A 25,665-nucleotide genomic window follows, 5' to 3' on the forward strand; every position below is an offset into this window, starting at 1 on the left:
AACGCTTATTTAACGTGCATTGGTGTAACTGAATAAGGGACAGCTACTGTGAAAGAGAAGTACGGAAACCGTACTCCTCTCACAGTCTTTGAAACGCCCTGTCCCTGTATTGTCTGCAGAGGATCTCTGCTATTAAGAATGTCTGTTCTGCTAGTGCTTTAACATCGTATGCGCATACTGGATGCCGATGCCATAACCACCTCCGTGTTGCTTCATAAGTGTGGTAACTGCTTCATAAGTACCTTGTCTTGCCCAGTCGCGTTGCAATTCAAGCAGGTATTGTATGGAAGTAACCGGCTTGGCACCTGCCTGTATCATACGCTGTACTGCTCTTTCATGAGCTTCAACGGACACGTCGCCACAGGCATCTGTGATCACATACACCTCATACCCCGCCGCAATTGCAGAAAGTGCAGGTCCAACAATGCATACGCTGGTCCACAGTCCGCCCAGCACTATTTTTTTCTTTCCTTTCCCTACAATAGCATTGTAAGCATTAACATCTTCCCATGTATTCATGGAAGTTCTGTCTATGTAACCTGAACTGGCTTTTGGATAGGCCGCTTCCAGCTCCAGGAACACCGGACCACTGAAACTTTCCTCGGCTACAGTTGTCACAACAGTGGGAACATTGAAGATCTTTGATGCGCCCGCAATAATGGCAACATTATTACGAAGCTCTGTAATATCAATACTCTTGGTGGCAAAACCCATTTGCCCTTCATAATCGATCAGTACAAGTGTATGATTGTCGGGATTGAGTAGTTCTGCAGATGGTTGAGCTATTTGCGTGGCGTTTGGCATGATCTATAATTTGGTATATTAATAGATCCAAAGTTATTAAGGAGGGGAGAGGGGCGCAATTGCCAGATGCAGAGAAATGTTGTACAATTCACCGAAGATCAGGGCTAATCTGTTTTCAAAACATAATTTGTGTTTTTCCCGGCTGAAGATGATTTCTGTAGCATGCCTTTATCAATGAGATACTGGATGTCGCGCAAAGCAGTATCCTGGGAGCATTTTGTCATCTTTGCCCACTTGGAAGACGTCAGGTTGCCTTCAAATCCGTCAAATAGTTTATTTATCATTAAACGCTGACGTTCATTCAATATAACAGCCATATGTTTATCCCAATACCGGGCCTTTTTCAATACTGCTGATAATATGTCTTCGGTAGCGATCAGCGTACGCTCCAGGCAATCAATAAACCATTCCAGCCATCTTGTTATATCAAGACTTCCCTTCTGCGTTTTCTCCAGTATTTTATAATAGGCATTCCTTTCCCGCTTGATCTGTGCAGACATACTGTAAAAACGAAGACTGGTCTGATCGGCACGCGCCAGCTGCATATCGGCTACAGCACGTGCAATCCGCCCGTTGCCATCAGCGAAGGGGTGGATCGTCAAAAACCACAGGTGGGCAACAGCAGCTTTCAGCACCGGATCAATATTGATATCGCCATTAAACCAATCCAGAAAGATTTTCATCTCCCTGGATACGATATCAGCATGTGGCGCCTGAAAATGTACATGTTCCTTCCCCGCGGCGCCGGAAACAACCTGCATAGGACCTTTAGAGTCGTCCCGCCAGTCCCCCACAGTAATTTTATACATGCCACTTCTTCCCGTAGGAAACATGGCAGCATGCCAGTCAAACAAGCGTTCTTCAGTAAGTGGCAGATCATACCGGAGGGTAGCATCCAACATCATCTCTACCACTCCCTCTATATGCCTGTCTGAAGGAATAAGTCCTGGTACATCCATTCCCAGCTTACGGGCTACCGATGAACGTACCTGTTCAGGGTTTAGGAGTTCTCCTTCTATCTCATTTGTCTTCACAATATCCAATGTCAGGATGGCGAGCATAGCTTCCTCCTGGAGGGGAAACCCTAATGCCTCCATATGCCCCATGATCTTCCCCTGCCGATGGCGCACAGCACCCAATTTCACGGAAAGCGTTTCCTGCACCCAGTGAAAGTTCGGCCAATCTTTAAGTTCATATAAATAGGCAACCATTCTCCGCAAATTATGCGGTGAATATACGTATTATTCATGGCAGGAGAGCCTCATTCTCCGCATAATTTGCGGAGAATAAGCCCTCCAATCTCCGCAAACCCCACCCGGCAAAATTCTTATGAAATTCCTCCCGGTACTTGTTATTTTTACTGACAGCGCTTTTAACCAAATGATTGTCAATTAACTTAACATAATAGAATCTTATCAACAGGTCCAATGAGAATGAACAAAACCGCTATTAGCCGCACCTATCTTATGCTTTTTATAATGGTAGTCGGCTTAGGCTCACAAGTCCAGGGGCAGGTAAAGAAAGGAAATACCAGCCCTGCTGTTTACAAAAACCCTTCAGCGCCGGTTGACGCCCGTGTAAAAGATCTGCTGAAGCGTATGACGCTGGAAGAGAAAGTAGGGCAATTATGTACCCTGCTGGGATGGGATATGTATGAAAAGAATGGCGACTCAGTAGGCATCAGCGAAGCATTTAAGGCAGTCATCACCAAAAGGCATATCGGTAGCTTCTGGGCTACTTTAAGAGCCGATCCATGGACGAAAAAGACACTGGTGACCGGTCTGACGCCAAAGTTGTCTGCAAAAGCTACTAATGCCCTGCAAAAGTATATGATGGAAAATACCCGGCTGGGTATACCGTTGCTGCTGGCAGAAGAATGTCCCCATGGACATATGGCCATCGGCACCACGGTATTCTCCACTTCTATCGGTCAGGCCAGCACATGGGATCCGGCCCTGATCCAGGAGATGGCGGCTGCCATCGCGAAAGAAGCACGCGTACAGGGTGCACATATTGGCTACGGCCCGGTACTGGACCTCGTGCGTGAGCCCCGCTGGTCCAGGCTGGAAGAAACATATGGAGAAGACCCCTACCTGATCAGCCAGATGGGTCTCTCTATGGTAAAGGGCTTCCAGGGCAGTAATATCAACTCCGGTAGCAATGTCATCTCTACACTGAAGCATTTTACCGCATATGGTTCTCCTGAAGGCGGCCATAACGGCGGCATCGCACTTACCGGTCTGAGAGACCTGTATTCATCCTACCTGCCTCCTTTCCAGGCGGCTATCAAGGCTGGCGCGCTGTCCATCATGGCTTCCTACAACTCGATTGACGGCATCCCCTGCAGTTCCAATAGTTTCCTGCTGAAAGATGTGCTGGTAAAACAATGGGGCTTCAGAGGCTTTACCGTTTCTGACCTCGGTGGTATTCCCGGTGTACGTTCCAACCATCATGTTGCTGCCACCATGGAAGAAGCAGCTGCGCTGTCTATTAACGCAGGTCTGGATGCAGACCTCGGCGGTGAAGCATATGGCGATGCTTTAATGAAGGCCGTAAATAACAAAAAGGTAAGCATGGCCACCATTGATACTGCCGTAGCGCATGTGCTCAGATTGAAATTTGCCATGGGATTGTTCGAGCATCCGTACGTTGATGCAGACGTTGCGGAAAGATCAGTAGGTACTGCCGAAAATAAAGCACTGGCAAAACGTGTGGCAGCCGAATCCATCGTGCTGATGAAGAACGAAAACGGGCTCCTGCCGCTAAATAAGACCATTAAAAACCTGGCCGTGATCGGCCCGAATGCGGATAACATTTACAACCAGCTGGGCGATTATACCGCTCCGCAGCCACAGGAAAAAATAGTGACCGTACTGGAAGGTATTAAAGCCAAAGTATCGCCCGATACTAAAGTGACCTATGTAAAAGGTTGCGCCATCCGCGATACGGCGCATGCCACTATCAATGAAGCAGTGGCAGCCGCTCAACAGGCAGATGCGGTAGTGCTGGTACTGGGTGGGTCCAGTGCACGTGATTTTGAGACCTCTTACCAGAGCACCGGCGCCGCAGAGGTGAAGTCGGCAGAAGTAGCGGTGAGCGATATGGAAAGCGGAGAAGGATATGACAGGGTAAGCCTTGACCTGATGGGCTTACAATCCCGCCTGCTGGAACGCATTGTTGCTACCGGCAAACCGGTGGTACTGGTCCTGATCGAAGGCCGCCCGCTGAATATCAACTGGGCGGCACAGCATGTACCTGCCATTGTGAATGCATGGTACCCTGGCCAGGAAGGTGGGAATGCAGTGGCAGATGTGCTCTTTGGCGATTATAACCCTGCCGGTCGTTTGCCTGTTTCCATTCCTAAGTCCGTAGGACAATTGCCGGTGTACTACAATTACAAACATGCATCAAGACATGCCTATGTAGAAATGGACGCGAAACCTTTATACAGCTTTGGCCATGGTTTAAGCTATGCTACTTTCGACTATCAAAACCTGAAGACTAACGTACAGGCATCAGGCAATAACCTGAAAGTGTCTGTCAGCTTTACCCTGAAGAATACCAGCAAGGTAGCCGGCGACGAAGTTGCCCAGTTATACATACGCGATGATGCCAGTTCTGTTGTTACTGCGGTAAAACAACTGAAGAAATTCAAACGCATACATCTGGCAGCAGGCGAACAACAGGAAGTTACCTTTGAATTGTTACCTGACGATCTGAAACTGCTGAACGTCGATATGAAATGGGTGGTAGAACCTGGTGCCTTCTCCGTAATGGTAGGCGCCTCCTCTGAAGACATCCGTTTAAACGGCAGCTTTGAGGTAAAACAACAGGTATTGTGTAAATATTGATCACTGGCATTTAACAAACATAAAAATAGCCATCCTGTACAAAACGGGATGGCTATTGTTGTTTATGACTATTTCTACATGACACCAATGTTTACAGGCAGCTGTTGCTGCTCGGGAATACCAATGATGAAGGTAGCGCCATTGTCAATCACACTCGTTGCTGTAATAAATCCGTTGTGCTGTTCCATGATCTTTTTACAGATAGACAAGCCGATGCCCGTCCCCTCTATTTCATGATAACTGTGCAATCGCTTGAACACAACGAAAATATCTTCTACATACTGATTTTCAAAACCAATACCATTATCGGTCACAAAGATCTTATAGTAATTCCCATTGTTCCTCTCCTTCAGATACTGATGATCCGGTGAGCTCACCATTTCTGCATAAATATGCACTTCAGGCGCCACTTCTTTTTTCCGGAACTTCAATGCATTGCTGATGAGGTTATAGAATACCTGCCGCATCAGGGTAGGTATCACCTGTAATGAGGGCAGGGTATCAATCTGGATCCTGGCATTGGTTTGCTGGATCTTGATCTCCAGCTCTGTCAGCGCTTCTTTTACAATGTCATTCAGATCGCAAAACATGAAATCGCCCCCCTGTATAGAATGACGGGAAAACCGCAACAGATCGCTCACCAGTTGTTGCATGCGGATAGTTGCATTCGTGATCTTCTGCACATACTTATCCACTTCTGCTTCGCCACTTTTCTTTTGCAGGATCATATCGCTGAATACCCTGATCTTACGCAAAGGTTCCTGCAGGTCATGAGAAGCGATGTAGGCAAACCGGTCCAGTTCTTCATTTACTGCTTTCAGATGCAGGTTATTCTGCAGCAATTGCCTGTTCAGCTCCCGCACTTTAAGTTCGGAAGCCTCTCTTTCCACTACTTCCCGTTGCAGGGAAGCATTGGCCAGCAGCAACTTCTGTTCCTGTGCAATGAGAGATTGCGTTTTACGGTACAGCTCTACGAACAGGCCCACCTTTATACGCAATAACTCAGGATTGACAGGTTTATAGATGAAGTCTACCGCCCCTACCCGGTAGCCTTTAAAAATGGTATCCTCTTCATGGCTGTGCGCCGTAATAAAGATGATCGGTATCTCTTTCAGTTTATCCCGCTGGTAGATAAGTGCAGCTGTTTCAAAACCGTTCATATCAGGCATCTGCACATCCATCAGTATCAATGAGAAATCGAATTCCTTTAAGAGGATCTTTAAGGCAGCCCTGCCAGAATTGGCTTTTACGATGGTATAGCTTTCCCTTTCCAGGATAGATTCTATAGATAATAGATTATCCGGCCGGTCGTCGACAACCAATATTTTAATTAAACCCTGGTCCTGCAAGTTGTTCGATTTTCAAATGAGTACTTTAAAACTATCTGTACAGCCATACACGCATGAGCGACAGCAATTGATCAATTTTTAACGGTTTTGTGATATAATCAGACGCCCCGGCTTCCAGGCATTTCTCCCTGTCGCCCTTCATAGCTTTAGCCGTTACAGCAATAATAGGCAATGCACTGTTCTTATGCTCTCTCCTGATCTTCTGCATTGTTTCATAACCATCCATTTCAGGCATCATAATATCCATCAATACGATATCAATATCACTGTTTTCGCTAAGAATATTCATTGCCTCCTTACCACTTTCCGCCGTGATCGTATTAATATGGAATCTTTCAAATGCAGTGGTCAATGCAAACAGATTACGAACGTCGTCATCTACAACCAGTACATTCTTATGGATCAGTACATCTTTCTGAGAACGGAGATCTTCAATTAACTTCCTCTTTTCCGGTAACAGGGACTGATGATTAAGATGCAGCTGCATCACTGTTTCTTCCAGCAACAGGTCAAGGGAATTAACGCCTTTCAACAGTATTTTATTGGCATACTGTTTCAGTTTTGACTTTTCACTGGTTGAAAAATCCTTTGCTGAATATACGATCACTGGCGTTGCATTGTGCCGGTTCACCGTATTCATGTTGGCTACGAATTCCGCACCGTCAATATCCGGCAGCATGTAATCTGCAATGATACAATCATATACTGTATTATTCATGCGATCGATCGCTGCTTTCCCGTTTTCAACAAAATCCATCTCGATCAGATCACCATTCCCCAGTATCCTGGCTATCTGTGAGGCATCCGGTTCATTATCTTCCACAACCAGTACCCTTTTCGTTTTCCGACTGTCATGATCCAGGATGTTGGCAAACAATATATTTAATGCTTCGGCCTTCAATGGTTTCAGGCTAAAGCTCCTTGCGCCACGGTGCATTGCCAGCAATCGGTTCTCTTCTCCGGATATCAGGTGAATAGGAATGTGCCGCAGATTAATATCATTTTTAAAGAGATCCAATACCCTCCACCCGCTTGCATCAGGTAGTTTAACATCCAATGTTACGGCTATCGGATTATATTTATTCGTCAGGTCGAACACATCTCCGAAACTGGTAGCCACTACTACTTTCAGGCCCATCTCATGCGCCTTCTCCAGCATGATCTTGGCGAAACGCACATCATCTTCCACTATCAGTACTACTTTGTCTGTATCGACAATATGTGTACGGTCATCGCCTATTTCATTGATGATCTCATTCAATCCGTCCAGATCTTTTGTTTCAGGGACCTTCACTACCGGTAAAGTCTGGATGAGTGTAGCGTCATATCCGTCAGGCAACTGGTATTGCCCTACTGTCAGGCTGCTTTGTTTTTCCCTTCTGATGGTGGCAGGATTGTATTGCAGCGGCAGGAACAATGTAAAAGTACTGCCCCGGCCTGCTTCACTTTCCAGTTCAATGGAACCACCCAACAGGTCTGCCAGGCCACGGCTGATGGACAATCCGAGGCCGGTACCTCCATATTTACGGCTGGTAGAACCCTCTGCCTGCTGGAATGCCTCGAAGATAATGTTCTGCTTATCTTTCGAAATCCCTATTCCCGTATCCCTGATCTCGAAGGCCACCACTCTGTCGGCACTTTCCAGGCTTTCGCTGATCATACGCCAGTTACGTTTCGCTTCATAGATGCGGAGCTTCACTTCACCTTTTTCAGTGAACTTAAACGCATTGGAGAGCAGGTTTTTCAGGATCTGGTTCAGACGCTGTACGTCCGTTTCCAGGGATGCCGGCAACTGGTCGTCCATATCGATCCGGAAACGCAGGTTCTTGCTTTCTGACACGTGTTTGAATGTAGTCTCCACAAAAGATATCACCTCGCTGAAACGTACCTTGATGAAGTCTGTGGAGATGTAACCGGATTCGATCTTCGACAGGTCAAGAATATCATTGATCAGCTGGATCAGGTCATCGCCACAACTATGGATGGTCTTTGCATAACGCACCTGCTTTTCATTCAGGTTACCGTCATGGTTCTCATATAGCTGTTGCGCAAGGATCAGCAGGGAGTTCAACGGCGTACGCAGCTCGTGCGACATATTGGCCAGGAACTCAGATTTATACTTGGATGTAAGCTGCAGCTGTTCTGCTTTTTCTTCCAGCGATTTCCTTGCTTCTTCCACCTCTTTGTTCTTCTCTTCCACTTCCTCTTTCTGTTTCACCAGCAGGTGGGCTTTATCCTGGAGCTCTTCGTTGGTACGTCTTAATTCATCTGCCAGTGACTGGGACTGTTCCAGCAGATCTTCCGTCCTGGAGTTTGCCTCGATCGTGTTCAACACGATACCGATACTTTCCGTCAGCTGGCTGAGGAAGTCCAGGTGCGTCTGGCTGAATGTATCGAAGGATGCCAGCTCTATCACCGCCTTGATCTGCGTCTCAAATAGTACGGGCAGTACGATCAGGTTTACCGGCGCAGCTTCTCCCAGGCCGGAACTGATCTTAATATAATTAGAAGGTACATTGGTCAGCAGGATGCGCTCTTTCTCCACCGCACATTGCCCTACCAGGCCCTGTCCGAGCGCAAACTCGCGGGACATGCCGACCTCGCTGCCATAAGCATATGCTGCAAATAATTTCAGTTTCGGATTTACCAGGTTCTCTTCCTGCTCCAGGATGTAGAACATACCTTTCTGTGCGTTCACCACCTGCGCCAGCTCGGAAAGGATACGGCGGGTTACCGTGTTCAGGTCTTTCTGTCCCTGCAGCATCTGTGTGAACTTGGCCAGGTTGGATTTCAGCCAGTCCTGTTCCTGGTTACGCAGGGTTGTTTCTTTCAGGTTGGCGATCATCTGGTTGATGGTATCCTTCAATTCTTCTACCTCACCTTTCGCTTCCACACGGATCATCTGGGTCAGGTCACCTTTTGTTACCGCAGATGCTACCGCCGAGATGGCACGTACCTGGGTGGTCAGGTTTTCCGCCAGCTGGTTTACGTTCTCCGTCAGGTTCTTCCAGATACCGGAGGCGCCTGGCACGCTCGCCTGGCCGCCCAATCGTCCTTCCACACCCACTTCACGGGCCACCGTCGTTACCTGGTCGGCAAACAAGGCCAGCGTATCGATCATTTCATTGATCGTTTCCGTCAACTGGGCTACCTCCCCACGCGATACGATGGACAATTTCTGTTTCAGGTTACCGGTAGCCACGGCAGTTACCACCTTGGCGATACCACGCACCTGGTTGGTCAGGTTGGAGGCCATCATATTCACAGAGTCGGTCAGGTCCTTCCAGGTACCACCCACACCCTGTACTTCCGCCTGGCCACCCAGCTTACCTTCTGTACCCACCTCACGCGCCACACGGGTCACCTCGAACGCGAAGGAGTTCAGCTGGTCCACCATCGTGTTGATGGTATTTTTCAGATCAAGGATCTCTCCTTTAACGTCTATCGTTACTTTCTTGGACAAGTCGCCGGAGGCCACGGCCTTCGTTACCTCTGCAATGTTACGCACCTGCGAGGTCAGGTTACCCGTCATCTGGTTCACCGAATCCGTCAGGTCTTTCCAGGTACCCGCCACACCCGGTACGAATGCCTGGCCACCCAGTTTACCATCTGTACCTACCTCACGTGCCACACGCGTTACCTCGGAGGCGAAGGCTCGGAGCTGGTCCACCATGGTATTCAGGGTCTCTTTCAGCTGCAGGATCTCTCCACGCACATCCACCGTGATCTTACGGGACATATCTCCGTTTGCCACGGCAATGGCCACATCGGCAATGTTACGCACCTGGGCCGTCAGGTTGCCCGCCATCTGGTTTACAGAGTCGGTAAGGTCTTTCCAGGTACCACCTACGCCCGGTACGAACGCCTGGCCACCCAGTTTACCGTCCGTACCTACCTCACGCGCCACACGCGTTACCTCGGAGGCAAAGGCGCGCAGCTGTTCCACCATGGTATTGATGGTATTTTTCAGTTCCAGGATCTCTCCTTTTACGTCTACTTCAATTTTACGCGACAGGTCACCATTTGCCACCGCCGTTGTTACCTCGGCAATGTTACGTACCTGTGATGTCAGGTTGGACGCCATGATGTTCACTGAGTCTGTCAGGTCTTTCCATAAGCCCTCCACACCCGGTACATCTGCCTGCCCGCCAAGCTTTCCTTCAGAACCTACTTCACGCGCCACACGGAACACCTCTGAACCGAATGAGTTCAGCTGGTCCACCATGGTATTGATGGTATTTTTCAGTTCCAGGATCTCTCCCTTTACGTCCACAGTGATCTTACGCGAGAGGTCACCTTTCGCTACCGCCGTCGTTACCTCGGCAATGTTACGCACCTGGGCTGTCAGGTTAGATCCCATCTGGTTCACCGATTCTGTCAGGTCTTTCCAGGTACCACCCACACCCTGCACTTTCGCCTGGCCGCCCAGCTTACCTTCTGTACCTACTTCCAGGGCCACACGCGTCACCTCGGAAGCGAAAGAGTTCAGCTGGTCCACCATGGTATTGATGGTCTTTTTCAGTTCCAGGATCTCTCCCTCTACGTTCACGGTGATCTTCTTGGAAAGGTCACCATTCGCCACCGCTGTCGTTACTTCAGCGATGTTACGCACCTGGGCCGTCAGGTTGGATGCCATCTGGTTCACAGAATCAGTAAGGTCTTTCCAGGTACCACCCACACCCTGCACTTTCGCCTGGCCACCCAGCTTACCTTCCGTACCTACTTCCAGGGCCACACGCGTTACCTCGGAAGCGAAGGAGTTCAGCTGATCCACCATGGTATTGATGGTATTTTTCAGTTCCAGGATCTCTCCCTTCACATCCACCGTGATCTTACGCGAGAGGTCACCTTTCGCCACCGCAGTTGTTACGTCTGCGATGTTACGCACCTGCGCCGTCAGGTTGCCCGCCATCTGGTTCACAGAATCCGTCAGGTCTTTCCACACACCACCTACACCTTTTACCGTTGCCTGGCCTCCCAGCTTACCTTCGGAACCTACCTCACGCGCCACACGCGTTACCTCGGCAGAAAAAGAGTTCAGCTGGTCCACCATCGTGTTCATGGTGTTTTTCAGCTCGAGGATCTCTCCGCGTACATCCACCGTGATCTTGCGCGACAGGTCACCCCTCGCTACCGCGGTTGTTACCTCTGCGATGTTACGTACCTGGCCGGTCAGGTTGGACGCCATCTGGTTCACAGAATCAGTAAGGTCCTTCCAGGTACCTGCCACCCCTTTTACTTCTGCCTGGCCACCCAGCTTACCATCCGTACCTACCTCACGCGCCACACGCGTTACTTCGGAAGAGAAGGAGTTCAGCTGGTCCACCATGGTATTGATCGTATCTTTCAGTTCCAGGATCTCTCCCTGTACGTCTACCGTAATTTTCTTGGAAAGGTCTCCTTTCGCCACCGCCGTTGTCACATCAGCAATATTACGCACCTGTGCGGTCAGGTTGCCCGCCATCTGGTTCACAGAGTCGGTAAGGTCTTTCCATACACCCGCTACGTCTTTTACTTTCGCCTGCCCTCCCAGTTTACCTTCAGAGCCTACCTCACGGGCCACACGCGTTACCTCGCGGGAGAAGAGGTTCAGCTGTTTCACCATCCCGTTCACCTCAGTGGCAATGCGGGCAAATTCCCCCTGCAATACGTGGCCTTCTATCTGCAGCGGCATTTCCTGGGAAAGATTCCCTTTCGCCACAGAACTGATTACATGCGCTATTTCGATGGTAGGATGTACAAGATCCGAGATCAATGTATTGATAGAAACCACTGCGGTATCCCAGGAGCCTTTTGCAGTACGGGGCATTACCACCCGGTGGTTCAGACGTCCCATCTTCCCGATGGTATTCCGCGCCAGGGTCAGTTCTTCTACCAGTGTTTCATTCAGGGAAATGATCTCATTGACCGTATCACAGATCTTGCCGCTTAGACCAATGCTATCTGCCGGCATTCTGGCCGAGAAGTTGCCACTTCTAACTTCAGACAACACCTGGAACAGCTGACGTAAATCTAATTCGTCGGCTACAGGCGCAAGGATTTGCTTTGCTTGTCTCTTATTTTTTGTTGTGGAAGTTTGTGGACTTTTTTCCACACCCTTTTCAGACAAAGCAGTATTATCGGGACTTTTTCTCCGCGTGTTCATGATAAAGGTGTTAGCTGAAGCGATGTATATAAATCAATTTTCTCTTTAAGTTGTGTTTACAGTTCTGCTGACTTAACTCTATACCATATAGATGCTATGTGTTATGTGGTTTGAAGTAAGTACATTTGTTTCTATAAAACAACATAACAGATGCAACTTTTAGGCCATTCGAAGAGGCTGATCCTGTTGGCAGAAGATGATATTGATGACCAGGAGCTGCTAGAAAATGCAATTGAAGAAATAGACCCTGGCTGGCAACTGGTCTGCATTCCCAACGGCAGAAAGTTTGTCAAATATCTGGAGAGTATCGGAGAGGAAGAATTGCCAGCCCTCATGATACTCGATTATAATATCCCGGAACTGACGGGGGTAGAAGTTGTTAAAGAACTGAACGATCGGGGACGTTTCAAGGATGTGCCAAAAATTATCTGGAGCACTTCCACTTCGCCTATATTCAAAGCTAAGAGCATCGAACTGGGGGTTAAAGACTATATAACCAAACCGAGTGACCTGGCCTCTTTCCTGACTACTGCCAGGTATATGCTTTCTTTCGCCAACCAGGGGAAAGCAGATAATATGTAGATTGCACCAACGATGGTGAATCTTTCCTTTTACAAAGAACAATATCAGTCACTGGATGCCGACACGAGGATCGTCATTGACGTACTATCCGTTTATCTATATCCCCTAGAGCGGTATACGTTCATCGACGCTGTAAACCGTGTCAGAGAGATGCCACAGGACAGGATCATCGATATACTGGAACTGCTGAGAGAAAAAGGCCTGGGCAGTTATAATCTGGCCGGCAATTATTCATTGGTACCGGAACTGGGTTTTCTCCTGTTTCCCGATAATATACGCCAGCCGCAATACCTCCGCTTACTTGATCATGCCAAACCGTACTCCTTTTACAGTACCAGTGCACGCCTGCAGGAACTGCAGCAGCTACTGACAGCTTTCTTCACGGGAGAGCGATCTCTATTGCTGCCCCCGGTAAGAAAGATCTCTTTTGAACTGCAGGAATATATCCCACACCTGTGTTATCTGTTGTATTACCCGGAGTATAAAGATCTGCTACGTTTATTTGATACAGATAGCATCATAAAAATATACGCCGCGGCTGTAAAACAGCACCTGCTGGCTATGACATCGCTGGAAGCCTTACATACATTCCGCCAGGAGGTGGCGGAATTTATCCATGTGGAAGCATCTTCACTGGTCCATGCAGAGGTGGCATTGCAGGAAGGATATATAAAAGAAGACATTGTTGGTACTGATGCGCTGTACGCAGCTGCAGTGGTACAATTGTATGAAGGTCTGCCAGACAATGCCCTTACCTTATTTGAGCAGGGTATCAAACAGCAGCGGCAACAGGATAAAAAGAACAGTATTCCCCTGTCCCCGCTTTTTGCCTTCCTGTATGCTTATACACTGACCGTATTACCGGAAGAAAAAACTTACACCATTATCAATAAGGTACTGGCAGCATATGATAAAAAGCTTTTCCAGGATATCACACCAGCCATCAGCCTCTTACAATTTCATAACGGCAGGAAGGAACGGGCGGAACACATGCTGCAGATCCTGCTGGAATCTACCTCCCGGCAACCTGAAAAACACCTGCTCAGCTATCTTTCAGTGATATGCCTGCAGGCTTTTTATCCGAAAAGCAAGTTGCTTAAAATATATGCCCCTTTCATCAAAGAGCTGCTGTACAAGGGCATACGTCATCACTATCGCCTGCTGACCTATGAACTGCTTTACTTATTTCAGGAACAGGCCTACCTGGGTACAGAAAAAACCTTCCGCGATCTCGCCGCCTTCACAGGTAAACAGCCCATATTTTCCCGTATGCAGGCCGTGCCCGAATGGGAACGGCTGCTGAATACCCTGGTGCTGCCAGCAGCCAGTAAACCACTGAAAGAAAAAGCAGCAGCCATTACCCGCCTGGCCTACCTCATAGATGTGGCCCGATCGGAGATCCTGCCCGTTATACAAACGCACCAGGGAGATACCGGCTGGAGCCGTGGCAGGCCTACAGATCTGAAAAAGCTGAAGGAAGGGCAACTGGAAAACATGACAGATCACGACCTCCGGATAGCGGGCACCATCCTGAAAGAAAGCTATCATACCTATGGTACGGAGTCGTATATTTTTGGAGAAAGGGTCTGGCAGGAAATAAGCGGTCATCCCTGTCTTTTTTTGCTGGATGATCCCACCGTTCCGGTAGAAGTGGTCAGGGGGCAGCCGGAGCTGATCGTAAATGGCACCGGTAAGGGATACATTTTTAGCACCAACATCCCCGATCATACACGGGAAATAGTGCTGATAAAAGAAACGCCTACCCGTTTAAGGGTGATCAGGCTCACACAGCAGCAACGATCCGTGCTGCAAACATTAAAACAGATCGGTACTGTGCCTGCAGAAGGCAAAGATAAATTGTTGCATGCGCTGCGCAATATTGGCGCACACATCACCGTCCACTCCAATTTAGACGATACAGCCGCTTTAAATATAAAACAACGTACTGCCGATGCCCGTATACGGGTACAGCTACTCCCTACCGGAGATGCGCTGAAAGCGTCTTTCTTCGTGAAACCATTTGCCGTCGATCCTCCTTATTGTAAACCGGGAGAGGGTGCCCGGCACCTCATTGGCGTGACCAATGGTGAAAGATGCCAGGCTATCAGGGACCTGGAAGCTGAGAAAAGCAACCTGGCCAGATTGATGATCCTCATCCAGGAATCCGTGGCGCAGGAAGTGGTGGACGATACCATCATCTTTGACGATCCATTGAACTGCTTACAACTGCTTGAGATCATATACCGGCATCCTGAACTGGCCGTAGCGGAATGGCCGGAAGGACAAAAACTGAAGGTCAGGAGCGTGGCGCATCAGGCACAACTACGTATGACCGTCCGGAAGGTGGACGGCAAATGGTTCACCTGCAACGGTGAACTGAAAACAGATGAAGACACCGTCCTCTCTTTAAAAGAATTGCTGGATGCCGTTAAAGTCAGCCCTACGCGGTTCATTACTTTACGAAACGGTGAGTTTCTCTCTCTCACCACGAAATTGCACCGGCAGCTCAATGAACTGGCCAGTATTGCGCTGACGGAACATGAAGAGATACATATCCGGCCACTGGCGGCACATATGCTGGATGAACTGCTGGAAGGAGCAGGCAATGCCGATACGGACGAGCATTGGAAAGCATTACGTGCCAGGCAGGCAATGGCTGAAGATATCCACCCTGAAGTACCTGCCACCTTACAAACGCAATTGCGTCCATACCAGGAGGAAGGTTTCCGCTGGATGGTGCGGCTTGCAGGCTGGGGAGCAGGCGCCTGCCTGGCGGATGATATGGGACTTGGTAAAACCATACAGGCCATCGCCATGCTGTTATACAGGGCCAGTGAAGGACCTGCGCTGGTAGTATGCCCGGCATCGGTACTCCCTAACTGGGCCAATGAACTGTACAGATTTGCGCCTTCCCTGCAGGTAAAGCAGATCAACAACGGTAACAGGGCGGCCGTGCTGAAAACAGCCGGACCTTTTGACCTGGTCCTGATCACGTATGGTATATTACAGTCAGAAGATAAATTGCTGGCAGGCATTCATTGGAACACCGTTGTACTTGATGAGGCCCATACCATCAAAAACTACCAGACCAAAACTTCCAGGGCAGCCATGGCATTGCAGGCCGGGTTTAAACTGATCCTGACAGGTACACCCGTACAGAATCATCTGTCGGAAATATGGAACCTGTTTAACTTTATCAATCCCGGTTTGCTGGGCAACCTGCAGTACTTCAACAAACAATTTGCGACGCCTGTCATTTATAATGCGGAAAGCAGTGTAACAAAACATCTCAGGAAACTGATCAGCCCATTCATGTTGCGACGCACAAAAACAGCGGTGCTGGATGAACTGCCGGAAAAAACCGAGATCGTTAAAATGGTTTCCCTCTCTCCCGATGAAGCGGCGTTTTATGAAGCCATGCGCAGGAATGCAGTGGAGAACATCAAAAAGTACAGCAGGGAAAAGAATAGCAAACAACATCTGAATACGCTGACAGAAATAGGTAAACTGCGCATGGCCGCATGTAATGCCCGCATGATAGACCCGGAGATAAATATACACTCATCCAAACTTTCCGTGTTCCTGGAAATTGTAAAAGAACTGATCGACAACAACCATCGCGCGCTCGTATTCAGTCAGTATGTGCGTCACCTGGAGCTGGTACGGCAGGCCCTGGATGAATTGTGTATATCCTATTGTTACCTCGATGGCAGCACGCCTATCCCTGCCAGGGAAAAAGTAGTGCAACAATTCCAGTCGGGCGAAGGCGCACTATTCCTGATTAGTCTGAAAGCAGGAGGAACTGGACTAAACCTGACCGCCGCCGATTATGTGATACATCTCGACCCCTGGTGGAACCCTGCCATTGAAGAACAGGCCTCCGACAGAGCTTACCGCATTGGCCAGACAAGGCCCGTTACCATTTACCGGCTGGTGGCAAAACATACCATCGAGGAAAAGATCATTGCGCTACATCATAGTAAAAGAGACCTGGCCGACAGGCTGCTGGAAGGAAGCGATATCAGTGGAAAATTATCCACAGAAGAATTGCTTTCACTGATCGCTAAGAGTTGATAACAACGTTAAATAAATCTATTGCGTTACCGATAAAAACGACCGATAGATTTTTAATAATTTATCGATAAAAAAATGCGGAATTTTTATTCGACAACGTTATTTTTTTCATTTTAATATTAAATATTTCAAAAAGAGAAGAAATAATTTCCTGATATCAAAATTTGATTATCTTTAGCGTATACTATCCTATGAAACGCCTTTTTCTTCGGCTCGGATCCCGCTACAGTGTGGAGTTTGAGCCGAAGATTGAAAATCTTGAAAATAATTTTTACTATCCTATGAATTACCTGCCTTTGTTTAAAAAGGCATCAGAAAACCTTAATTAATCCCAACCCCATATTGTCAAATATCACTACTTTCAGGACCGGCTGGTATCCTGTTGTGATTTTTTATTTTCTGCTGCGAATAATAAGATAAAATATCTTATTCATGACCTTAATTGCAACCATTTATGCCCCCTTCAAAAGAAGATAATGTCTTTCTATCGGTAATAGAACAGCATAAAGGAATTATCTATAAAATAGCGAACTCCTATTGCAAAAATGCGGAAGACAGGAAAGACCTTATACAGGAAATCGTCTACCAGCTATGGCGATCGTTCGGCAGGTACAATGATCAGTATAAATATTCTACCTGGCTATACAGAATAGCCCTGAATGTGGCCATTTCCTTCTACCGGAAAGACAGCAAAAGAACCGGCAGTACTTCCGGGCTTACGGCGGACATTATCATCGCCACCGAAGAAAAAGAAGATACCGGCCCGCAACTCGGGCTCCTTCAACACTTCATCAGTGAACTGCCGGAACTGGACAAGGCTATCATGATCCTCTACCTGGAAGAAAATTCCTACAGGGAAATTGCCGATATTCTGGGGCTCACGGAAACAAACATTGCGACGAAGATCAACCGCATCAAGAACAAACTGAAAAGAAAATTCTCCACTATTCATCATTAATTAATATGGAAGACATCACATTAAAGGAACTGTGGGCTAATTATGATAAGAAGCTCGAAAAAACACTGGCACTTAATCACCGCCTCATTACCGAAATACAAACACAAAAAGCCAGGACTGCCTTGCGTCCATTGAAAACAGTGAAGATCATCGCAGTCATTTTAGGGGTCCTGTGGGTCTTATTGCTGTCGGTGCTCATATTTTTTGCTATATCGGCCATGACCGCTTACCGGCATTTCTTCGTGCTTTCCGCACTGGCCATTATCGTTGCCACTGTAAGCGCCATTGTTGTTTATATCAGGCAGGTATTGCTCATTCAACAGATCGACAATAGTATGAATGTGCTGGAAGTACAACGTAAACTCGCCGTGCTACAATCTTCCACCATTAATATTGCCCGGATATTATTCCTTTCTGCGCCCTTTTACACCACCTTTTACATTAACAAAAGCATGTTTGAACATGGCAGCATCGGGTTGTGGGTATTGCAACTGACGGTTACCACTATTTTCACCATGCTGTCGGTCTGGCTATACCGGAATGCCAAAATGGAGAATGCTGGTAAACGCTGGTTTAAGTTTATATTTGGGAGTAGTGAATGGACCTCCGTCATAAAGGCGATGAACTTCCTGAAAGAGATCGAAGCTTACGAAAAAGAGTAAATCTGCAAAATGTCTAAGAAAGTAACTTTTGATGCTGTGATAGTGCAACACGGCAGTATGAATGCCGGCTATGTTGAATTCCCCTACGACGTACAGGAATTGTATGGCGTAAAAGGCCAGGTGAAGGTAAAGGCATTAATAGACGGCAAGGTTACCTACAGGGGTAGCCTTGCAAAAATGGGCACCACCTGCCACATTCTTGGCATCACCCAGGCTATCCGTAAAGAGTTGGGCAAAGAACTGGGCGATACTATCCATGTGGTGTTAGAACAGGACCTGGCACCCAGGGAAGTGATATTGCCTGAAGAAGTTGCGGCACTTTTCTCCAAACATCCCGGGGCGAAGGCCTTTTTTGATACGCTATCCTATACAGACAGGAAGGAATATATTGTCTGGATCACCTCGGCTAAACGGGAAGAGACCAAACAGAACAGGCTCGGCCTGCTAATCGAAAAACTAAAAAATGGCAGGAAGCTGAACGATAAATAATATTCAGCTGATTTATTAACTTGTAGGTGTTACTGTACTGCCAGAGAGAAAATGAGTGAGTTCACAAAACCCGATACATCCATCCCAAGGGATCAGGAATTACAGATAAGATTTGCATTGCATGCCGCCGGGATCGGCACGTGGGATGTAGACATCCTTAACCGGCAAATCATTCTTGATGACCGGTGCAGGGCACTTTTCTGCCTGGAAGAAACGGAAGAGCCCACTTATGAATCCGTGATCAGGCATATTCACCCTGCCGATCAGGCAGCGATAAGAGAAACCGTCAAACTGGCTTTACAACCAGATTCAGATCATCTGTTCAATGTACGTTTCAGATGTATTACTGAGGGTAATAAAAACATCGTATGGCTGAATGTTAAAGGACAGGCATACTTTAATAACGAAGGAACAGCTACCCGGCTTTCAGGTATCAGCCAGGACATTACAGCAGAGGTTACCGCCAATGCAAAAGCCCAGGCGGCAGAAAAAATGGCGGCTCTCGCCGTTGAAGGATCCGATGCTGGTATCTTTACGATAGATCTTATCAATAATACCATCGATTTTTCTCCCAATCTATATTATATCATAACGGGCAGGAGAGAACCGGTTGTCAAAGACCGTGACTTATTGATCAGCCATGTTCACCCCGACGACAGGGCGGTCAGAGAGCAGGCCTATGAGCAGGCCGAACATACCGGCTCGCTCCACTATGAAGCCCGCTTCATCTGGGATGACGGTTCCGTCCACTGGGGGAAATTACGCGGTAAATATGAGTATGACATTTCCGGTACGCCGCTGACCTTCTCGGGCATATGCCTGGATATTACTGCCCAGAAAGAGCAGGACAGGTTGCTTAAAGAAGTAGAACAGCGTTTTTCCCTTTCATTTAACAATGCTGCTATCGGAATGGCCTTTCTTGATGGGAAAGGCAGGTTCCGTATGCTGAACAGGGCATTTGCCCTCTTATTGGGCTACAATGCAGACGAGCTGACAGGTAAAGCCTACCTCGACATTATTCATTCAGATCACCAGCAGGAAAACAATCAGCTTTTTGAGGAGCTTTTACAGGGGAAAAGAGAGGTCTTTAACCAGATAAAACGTTACCGGCAGAAAGATGGCCGCAACCGCTGGGTGCAGGTAAATGTAGCAGGTATCCATGATCAGAATGACAGTAAAGAGCATATACTGGTCATTGCCTTCGATATCAGTAACGAGGTGATGGCAAGAAAAGAACAGCAGAAACTACTGACGCTCGTGGAAAACAGCAGTGACTTTATTGCTGTTGCCAACATGGATGGCACCATCACCTACATTAACGATGCTGGTGTGAAGCTGCTGGGAATAGGCAGCAAAGCATCTACCCTCACCCGCAATATCAGGGACATCTTCACACTGGAACACCTGGTTGAACTGGAAAGAGACGTCTTACCCGCTGTTGTCAGGAACGGCAAATGGATGGGAAGACAATATTATACCCACCAGGCTACAGGCGAACAGATTCCTTTCCATACCAATGCCTTCCGGCTGGACAGCCCCATGAGCGGAGAACCCATCGCTATTGCCTGTGTAGCCCGCGATCTGAGAGCAGAGCTGGATGTGCAACAGGCGCTGCTTGAAAGTGAAGGCCGTTTCCGTTCCCTGGTAGAAGAGGCCCCCGTGGCAACCGCTCTTTTTGTGGGACCCCGGTTTATTATAGAAGTGGCCAACGAACCCATGATCAGGTTCTGGGGCAAAGGTTACTCCGTATTGGGTAAGCCCCTGGGTGTAGCGGTGCCCGAACTGAACGATCAACCTTTCATGAAGATACTGGACACCGTGTATACTTCTGGTATAGCCCACCATGAAAAAGAAGCCAGGTCAATACTGGTCATTAATGGCAAGCCTGAAACCTTTTACTTCAATTTCACCTATAAGCCCCTGCTGAATGCAGCCGGAGAAGTCTATGCCGTTGTGGATATGACCATTGATGTGACGGAACAGGTGCTGGCGCGCAATAAGCTCCTGGAATATCAAAGCACCCTGGAACTGGAAGTAGCGGAAAGAACGGAAGAACTAGCCGCTTCTAACGAGGAACTGGCGGCTATGAACGAAGAACTGCAGGACGCCAATCTTAGCCTCGTACGCTCCAACCAGGAACTGGAACAATATGCCTACGTTGCCAGCCATGACCTGCAGGAACCATTGCGGAAGATCCGGATCTATGCCGATCTGCTGAATAACAAGGCAGACCTCCCTGAGCACCACAAACGGCTGGTAGAGAAGATCAACCAGTCATCAGAGAGAATGTCCATGCTGATCAAAGACCTGCTGGAATTCTCCCGCCTGTTGGAAAAGGGGAATATGATGCGGGAAATAGACCTGACCATTATTCTGCAAAGTGTGATCAGCGATTTTGAATTGATCATCGAGGAGAAACATGCAAATGTTATCATCGGTCCATTACCTGTTATACAGGGTATTCCCCTGCAGATCAACCAGCTATTTTATAACCTGATGAGCAATGCCCTGAAATTTACCCAGCCAGGCGCCCACCCGGTGATCGAAATCAAGTCTACCCCCATCCCGGGAGAGCTGGCCAGTATGCATATGGGCAAGCCGGAACGCTATAAACAATACTTTGATATCACTTTCAGCGACAATGGTATCGGCTTTGAACAAAAGTATGCCGACCAGATCTTTGAAGTCTTCAAACGCCTGCACAATCGCTCCGAATATCCCGGTTCAGGCATCGGGCTGTCGCTATGCCGGCGTATTGTGGCCAATCATTCAGGACATCTGTACGTAGAGTCGTCACCGGGAAAAGGCACGACTTTCCACATCATTATACCCGGTATGTAAGACCGCCCGGCGCTTCCATCAGCTAAAATAAAAGCCTCCAAAGGCTTATGAAAAGGCGTTGGAGGCTTGACTAATGTATATTATCAGTTAGTACTGATCCTGTGTACTTTCAGGTTATCGTAATAGATGTACCCATCTGTAGCTGACTCCCAATAATCCTGGCTGCCACCCCGGAAGGTATGGAAGGTTAAACCTTTGATCAGCCGTTTGCTGTCGTTTGTAGTCCAGCGGATATCCTGGTCCAGCACCACTGTCCCATCAATCACATACTGTACGTGGCCATTGGTGTTGCTGCCCGTATTACTCTTCACGTACAGGTGTACGTGATAGGTTTGCCCTTTATTGAGGCTGCCTGAAGAAGGATAGGACTTACCAAATGTTTCTCCGTACTGGCCGGATTGGTCTTTAAAATAAACATAAGGCTGGAAGAACACCCTGCCTGCGTCGGTCTGGTACCACATCAGGCGTGCAGAGCCGCCGTTACCGTCCCAACCCGGGTCGCCGCCGGTGTTACCATCGCCGATAGAGAAGCCGAAACCTAATTTTCCGCCCCTGCTCCAGTCAAACTGGCTATGGAACCTGATGTCATAATCAACCTCATAGGCAGTACCGTCCGAGATATCAATGTTGGCTACCACACCGCCCGCGCCGGATAAGGCATTCTTTAATAAGGTGATACGCAGATTCCCGTTAGAGATCATCCCCCGGCTGTCCACCCAGCCGGTTACGTTCCCGAAATCTGTAGCGGCATTGTTTGCCGTGTAGGTGCTGCCATGGGCATAATTATCCCAGTTTACACTCCAGCTGTTCAGAATAGTGCTGCCTACAGCCTGGGTTTCCAGGCTGCTGCCTGCTGCCAGGCGTTCTTCCTTAACGTTTTCTTTTGTACAGGCTGATAGAAATACGATCATGGAGAGTGTCGCGCATCTGGTGACATTGACAATTTGATGTCTGTTCATCATTGAATTGGTTTTTTAAGGGAAAATGAAATAAGATATGTGCTATAGACTTCGCGGTATCGTCATTTTAGTCATTGAGACAATCGATTGCATCTATATATACAAAGGTTTTTCTGTTTTTCTACACCGTGGATTGTATATATGTCGGGCGAGGCTGGAAGTAGTACTACTCAATCAATAAAAAAAGAGAGGATCTATCAAAAATAGATGAACCTTCCTGGAATTGCGTAAAACTGCTACCTGGCTCCATTAAGTACCAAACAAAAAGAGGCCGTATCTTATTTTTGATACGGCCTCTCTGCAATTATAAGTAGAACACTGATTAACGGGAGGTATTGTTCACCAGTATCTTTTCCTTCCGGATCACCTGTTTATTGTCCCTTACGGTAACAATGTACACGCCGTCCGGCAGGGAAGAAATATTCAGATTATTGTAATTGCCCTTTACCCGTTGGGATAATCTTCTCACACCCGCAATGCTGTATACCTCTACCGTATACACTTTATTATCAGCAGGTAAAGAGAGGTTCAGCGTATTGCTGGCAGGGTTAGGCCAGATACTCAATACTGATCTTTCCTTCACCGGCGCCACTGCTGCTGTGTTGATACTGAGCGGCTGCGGATAAGTGAACGGAAAATCTATCTGTGCCTGTTTAAACTGCATCTCCACGTCTTTTGACCAACCGAAAGCAGTATCGGCCTGCGCTTCAAGACTGAATTGCGCGGCGCCGCTCCAGAAGTGTATAAATTCACCCAGGTTCAGGTCACGGGTATATTCACCATTGTGTTGCGGGAAGTATTGTGCCAGCAGTTCAAAATAGCGGTTTAATGCTGCACTGGAATCTGCCCTGTCATAGATCGGGTAGAACCAGTCGCGGAACCAGTGCGTACCAGGCTTAGGGAAGGTCTCCTCTTTTACCACGAAATCATTATAAGCCTGCTGAGCGTCTCCTTCCCAACCCAGGCGTTTCATCACATCATAAATGAATATTTCCGCCCATTTGCTATCACCCCAGATCGGGAACGAAGGAGAGTTATGAATGCCCTTGCTGCCGCCTTCCACAATATGCCCTACTTCATGAATAGATGCATGCAGGTTCCATCCTTCCCTCGTATCCCAGCTTCCTCCCAGGTCTCCGGAGTTCTTATAGTCATGGTCAGCATCAAATACTACTGATGGATGCCCACCGGAATAGCCGGACTTGCTATGGAAGATCATGTTCAGTTTAGGATCGCTGAAAGAACCATAGTTCTGTTTTACATACTCCCACACATTTGTGAAGTCCTGGTTCATCCAGGTAGCGGAACGGCTTACCGCATCATCAAACCAGATATTTACGCTGCTGTTGCTGTACACGCGCGACAACAATTCTGTATGGCCGGCCCAGTGTTCCTGCCATTGTGCAGGCACTGCATCCGTCAGGGTGGTGTTGCTACCGCTTGCCCATGCAGATACGCCATTCGCATTTTCAGCCCTTACCCTGTAATAGTATGTAGTCAGCGGCGACAGGTCCAGGGAGAAATAGCGGCTGGTACTTGCCGGCAGTACAAACGCATCATCCCAGTTCAGGGTGTCTGTGGTCCTCTCCAGGCGATAACTGGTCTCTGTAGCCGCATTGTCCTGCCAGTTCAGGATGATCTGGTTGCTGGAAACTGCCTGCGTTGTAAATCCGGTAGGTGCTGCAGGAGCAGCAGTGTCTACTGCACCGGCACCTGCACCAAAGATCTCCAGTTCCGCCAGTTGCGTAATACCGGCGCCGTTATTGGCCGTAATATTCAAACGGTAATATTTGTAGGAAGTCGTATTGGGCACTACATAAATACGTTTCTTAAAGCGGGTGGTGAACAGCTGATTGGTCTGCACCTGCAGATCTGTCCAGGTATTACCATTGTTGGAGCCCTGGAATACCCAGTTCTTCGGGTCTCTTTCCACCGCGTCATTGGCAGATGTAATACTGTAACTGGTAGCAACTGCACCGCCCTGCAACTGGTAACGGATCCAGGTTACCGGCGCCCATGCCAGGTATTTGCTGTAAGCATTGTTGTCTACCACTTTCGCCAGTCCTTCCACACCGGTGGTATTGTACTGATCTGTCACCACGGCATCTGCAAAATTGGTGATATCAGTCCCCGGTGGCACTACCGGCGTCGTAATGACATCAGAAGTATCGGCAACAGATACTCCTGTCGCATTCACGGCCCTTACACGGTAAATGAAATTCGTACCCGTGCTCAGTGAAGAATCCGTATAGGATGTCACGTTAGCGCCTACCGTGCCACGCAGCACAAAGGTCATCGCATCCTGTGAGCTCTCGATGCGGTAACCTGTCTCATTCGTCGCGTTGTCAGACCAGCTGAGGCTTGCTTTATAGCCTGGCTGCAATGTGGCCGTCAAGCCAGTGGGAGCAGCCGCTGGCCCGCCGATGGTTCCCGTCAGTTCCCATTCCGAGAACTGAATAGCGTCAGCGCCATTATTAGCGGTAATATTCAGCCGGTAATAGAGGTAAGGGGTTGTGTTGGTAAATGAATAGGTTTTCGTCTGGAAACGGGCTGTAAAGGTCTGTCCTGTCCGGGTATCCAGTGTGGTCCATGTCCGGCCGTCGTCCGAGGCCTGAAGGTTCCAGTCTTTAGGGTCCCTGGCGGCAAAATCATTCGCAGAGGTGATAGTATACTGGTTAACAGTAGTGGACCGGGCGCCTTCAAACTGTATCCAGATAGCCGTTCTGGCAATGTAATACTTTGTATTAACATTGTTGTCTATCAGCTTTGGATAGTTTTCTGCCGCATTTGAGTTGGCATACTGTACCGTCAGCACACCAGGGGCAGATGTTATGTCAGTCTGTGCAAGGGCCGGCACAGCACCGCATAGCAGGGTTACATACAAAGACAGCTTTGTAAAATTACGCATACGCATAGTAATTGGTCTTTTAAGGTTTGTGAATAAAGGCGCT

13 protein-coding genes are annotated in these 25,665 nt (G+C 48.1%); 7 read left to right on the forward strand and 6 right to left on the reverse strand.

Going from position 1 to position 25,665, the window contains the following annotated elements; translation table 11 throughout:
• Positions 1 to 150: 150 nt before the first annotated feature.
• Positions 151 to 804 (reverse strand): hydrolase, encoded by a 654-nt coding sequence (locus tag MYF79_RS01690; RefSeq protein ID WP_247812264.1) that lies wholly within the window; start codon positions 802 to 804, stop codon positions 151 to 153.
• A gap of 104 nt (positions 805 to 908) precedes the next feature.
• Complete coding sequence (locus tag MYF79_RS01695; protein ID WP_247812265.1) at positions 909 to 2,015, reverse strand: Fic family protein; 1,107 nt, start codon at positions 2,013 to 2,015, stop codon at positions 909 to 911.
• 216 nt (positions 2,016 to 2,231) lie between these two features.
• On the opposite strand from MYF79_RS01695, the gene MYF79_RS01700 reads away from it, so the two are divergent.
• Positions 2,232 to 4,655, forward strand: a complete 2,424-nt coding sequence (locus tag MYF79_RS01700) for a glycoside hydrolase family 3 N-terminal domain-containing protein (RefSeq protein WP_247812266.1) — start codon at positions 2,232 to 2,234, stop codon at positions 4,653 to 4,655.
• Positions 4,656 to 4,729: 74 nt separating this feature from the next.
• Here MYF79_RS01700 and MYF79_RS01705 read toward each other — a convergent pair whose 3' ends face one another.
• Entirely contained in the window at positions 4,730 to 6,004 is a 1,275-nt protein-coding gene (locus tag MYF79_RS01705) for a sensor histidine kinase (protein WP_247812267.1), read from the reverse strand.
• Between the two features lie 31 nt (positions 6,005 to 6,035).
• Positions 6,036 to 12,149, reverse strand: coding sequence for a HAMP domain-containing protein (locus MYF79_RS01710; protein ID WP_247812268.1), 6,114 nt, complete (start codon positions 12,147 to 12,149; stop codon positions 6,036 to 6,038).
• 150 nt (positions 12,150 to 12,299) lie between these two features.
• On the opposite strand from MYF79_RS01710, the gene MYF79_RS01715 reads away from it, so the two are divergent.
• The 6 genes from MYF79_RS01715 to MYF79_RS01740 all read left to right on the forward strand — a co-directional run bounded on the left by MYF79_RS01715 (position 12,300) and on the right by MYF79_RS01740 (position 21,755).
• Positions 12,300 to 12,731: a response regulator gene (locus MYF79_RS01715; protein WP_247812269.1), complete on the forward strand. Its 432-nt coding sequence runs from the start codon at positions 12,300 to 12,302 to the stop codon at positions 12,729 to 12,731.
• A gap of 12 nt (positions 12,732 to 12,743) precedes the next feature.
• On the forward strand, positions 12,744 to 16,805 hold the full coding sequence (locus MYF79_RS01720) for a DEAD/DEAH box helicase (protein ID WP_247812270.1): 4,062 nt from the start codon (positions 12,744 to 12,746) through the stop codon (positions 16,803 to 16,805).
• Between the two features lie 454 nt (positions 16,806 to 17,259).
• Positions 17,260 to 17,763, forward strand: coding sequence for an RNA polymerase sigma factor (locus MYF79_RS01725; RefSeq protein ID WP_247812271.1), 504 nt, complete (start codon positions 17,260 to 17,262; stop codon positions 17,761 to 17,763).
• 5 nt (positions 17,764 to 17,768) lie between these two features.
• Positions 17,769 to 18,425 carry a hypothetical protein gene (locus MYF79_RS01730; protein WP_247812272.1) on the forward strand — a complete coding sequence of 219 codons (657 nt, stop codon included), beginning with the start codon at positions 17,769 to 17,771 and terminating at the stop codon, positions 18,423 to 18,425.
• Between the two features lie 9 nt (positions 18,426 to 18,434).
• The gene (locus MYF79_RS01735; RefSeq protein ID WP_247812273.1) at positions 18,435 to 18,914 is read left to right on the forward strand and encodes a YdeI/OmpD-associated family protein; all 480 of its coding nucleotides are present in this window, start codon (positions 18,435 to 18,437) and stop codon (positions 18,912 to 18,914) included.
• Positions 18,915 to 18,965: 51 nt separating this feature from the next.
• Positions 18,966 to 21,755 (forward strand): PAS domain S-box protein, encoded by a 2,790-nt coding sequence (locus MYF79_RS01740; RefSeq protein WP_247812274.1) that lies wholly within the window; start codon positions 18,966 to 18,968, stop codon positions 21,753 to 21,755.
• A gap of 83 nt (positions 21,756 to 21,838) precedes the next feature.
• Here the strand turns inward: MYF79_RS01740 and MYF79_RS01745 are convergent, their stop codons facing one another.
• Both MYF79_RS01745 and MYF79_RS01750 read right to left on the reverse strand, forming a co-directional pair.
• A complete protein-coding gene (locus MYF79_RS01745) occupies positions 21,839 to 22,717 on the reverse strand; it encodes a polysaccharide lyase (protein WP_247812275.1) in 879 nt (292 codons plus the stop codon).
• Positions 22,718 to 23,036: 319 nt separating this feature from the next.
• Positions 23,037 to 25,622, reverse strand: a complete 2,586-nt coding sequence (locus tag MYF79_RS01750; RefSeq protein WP_247812276.1) for a fibronectin type III domain-containing protein — start codon at positions 25,620 to 25,622, stop codon at positions 23,037 to 23,039.
• Positions 25,623 to 25,665 lie beyond the last annotated feature (43 nt).

Origin of the sequence: Chitinophaga filiformis (genome assembly GCF_023100805.1) — a bacterium.
GTDB lineage: Bacteria > Bacteroidota > Bacteroidia > Chitinophagales > Chitinophagaceae > Chitinophaga > Chitinophaga filiformis_B.

Coding starts and splice junctions, on each gene's coding strand:
- MYF79_RS01690 (WP_247812264.1), bottom strand. CDS start 804: ATGCCAAACGCCACGCAAATAGCTCAACCATCTGCAGAACTACTCAAT.
- MYF79_RS01695 (WP_247812265.1), bottom strand. CDS start 2,015: ATGGTTGCCTATTTATATGAACTTAAAGATTGGCCGAACTTTCACTGG.
- MYF79_RS01700 (WP_247812266.1), top strand. CDS start 2,232: ATGAGAATGAACAAAACCGCTATTAGCCGCACCTATCTTATGCTTTTT.
- MYF79_RS01710 (WP_247812268.1), bottom strand. CDS start 12,149: ATGAACACGCGGAGAAAAAGTCCCGATAATACTGCTTTGTCTGAAAAG.
- MYF79_RS01715 (WP_247812269.1), top strand. CDS start 12,300: ATGCAACTTTTAGGCCATTCGAAGAGGCTGATCCTGTTGGCAGAAGAT.
- MYF79_RS01720 (WP_247812270.1), top strand. CDS start 12,744: ATGGTGAATCTTTCCTTTTACAAAGAACAATATCAGTCACTGGATGCC.
- MYF79_RS01725 (WP_247812271.1), top strand. CDS start 17,260: ATGCCCCCTTCAAAAGAAGATAATGTCTTTCTATCGGTAATAGAACAG.
- MYF79_RS01730 (WP_247812272.1), top strand. CDS start 17,769: ATGGAAGACATCACATTAAAGGAACTGTGGGCTAATTATGATAAGAAG.
- MYF79_RS01735 (WP_247812273.1), top strand. CDS start 18,435: ATGTCTAAGAAAGTAACTTTTGATGCTGTGATAGTGCAACACGGCAGT.
- MYF79_RS01740 (WP_247812274.1), top strand. CDS start 18,966: ATGAGTGAGTTCACAAAACCCGATACATCCATCCCAAGGGATCAGGAA.
- MYF79_RS01745 (WP_247812275.1), bottom strand. CDS start 22,717: ATGATGAACAGACATCAAATTGTCAATGTCACCAGATGCGCGACACTC.
- MYF79_RS01750 (WP_247812276.1), bottom strand. CDS start 25,622: ATGCGTAATTTTACAAAGCTGTCTTTGTATGTAACCCTGCTATGCGGT.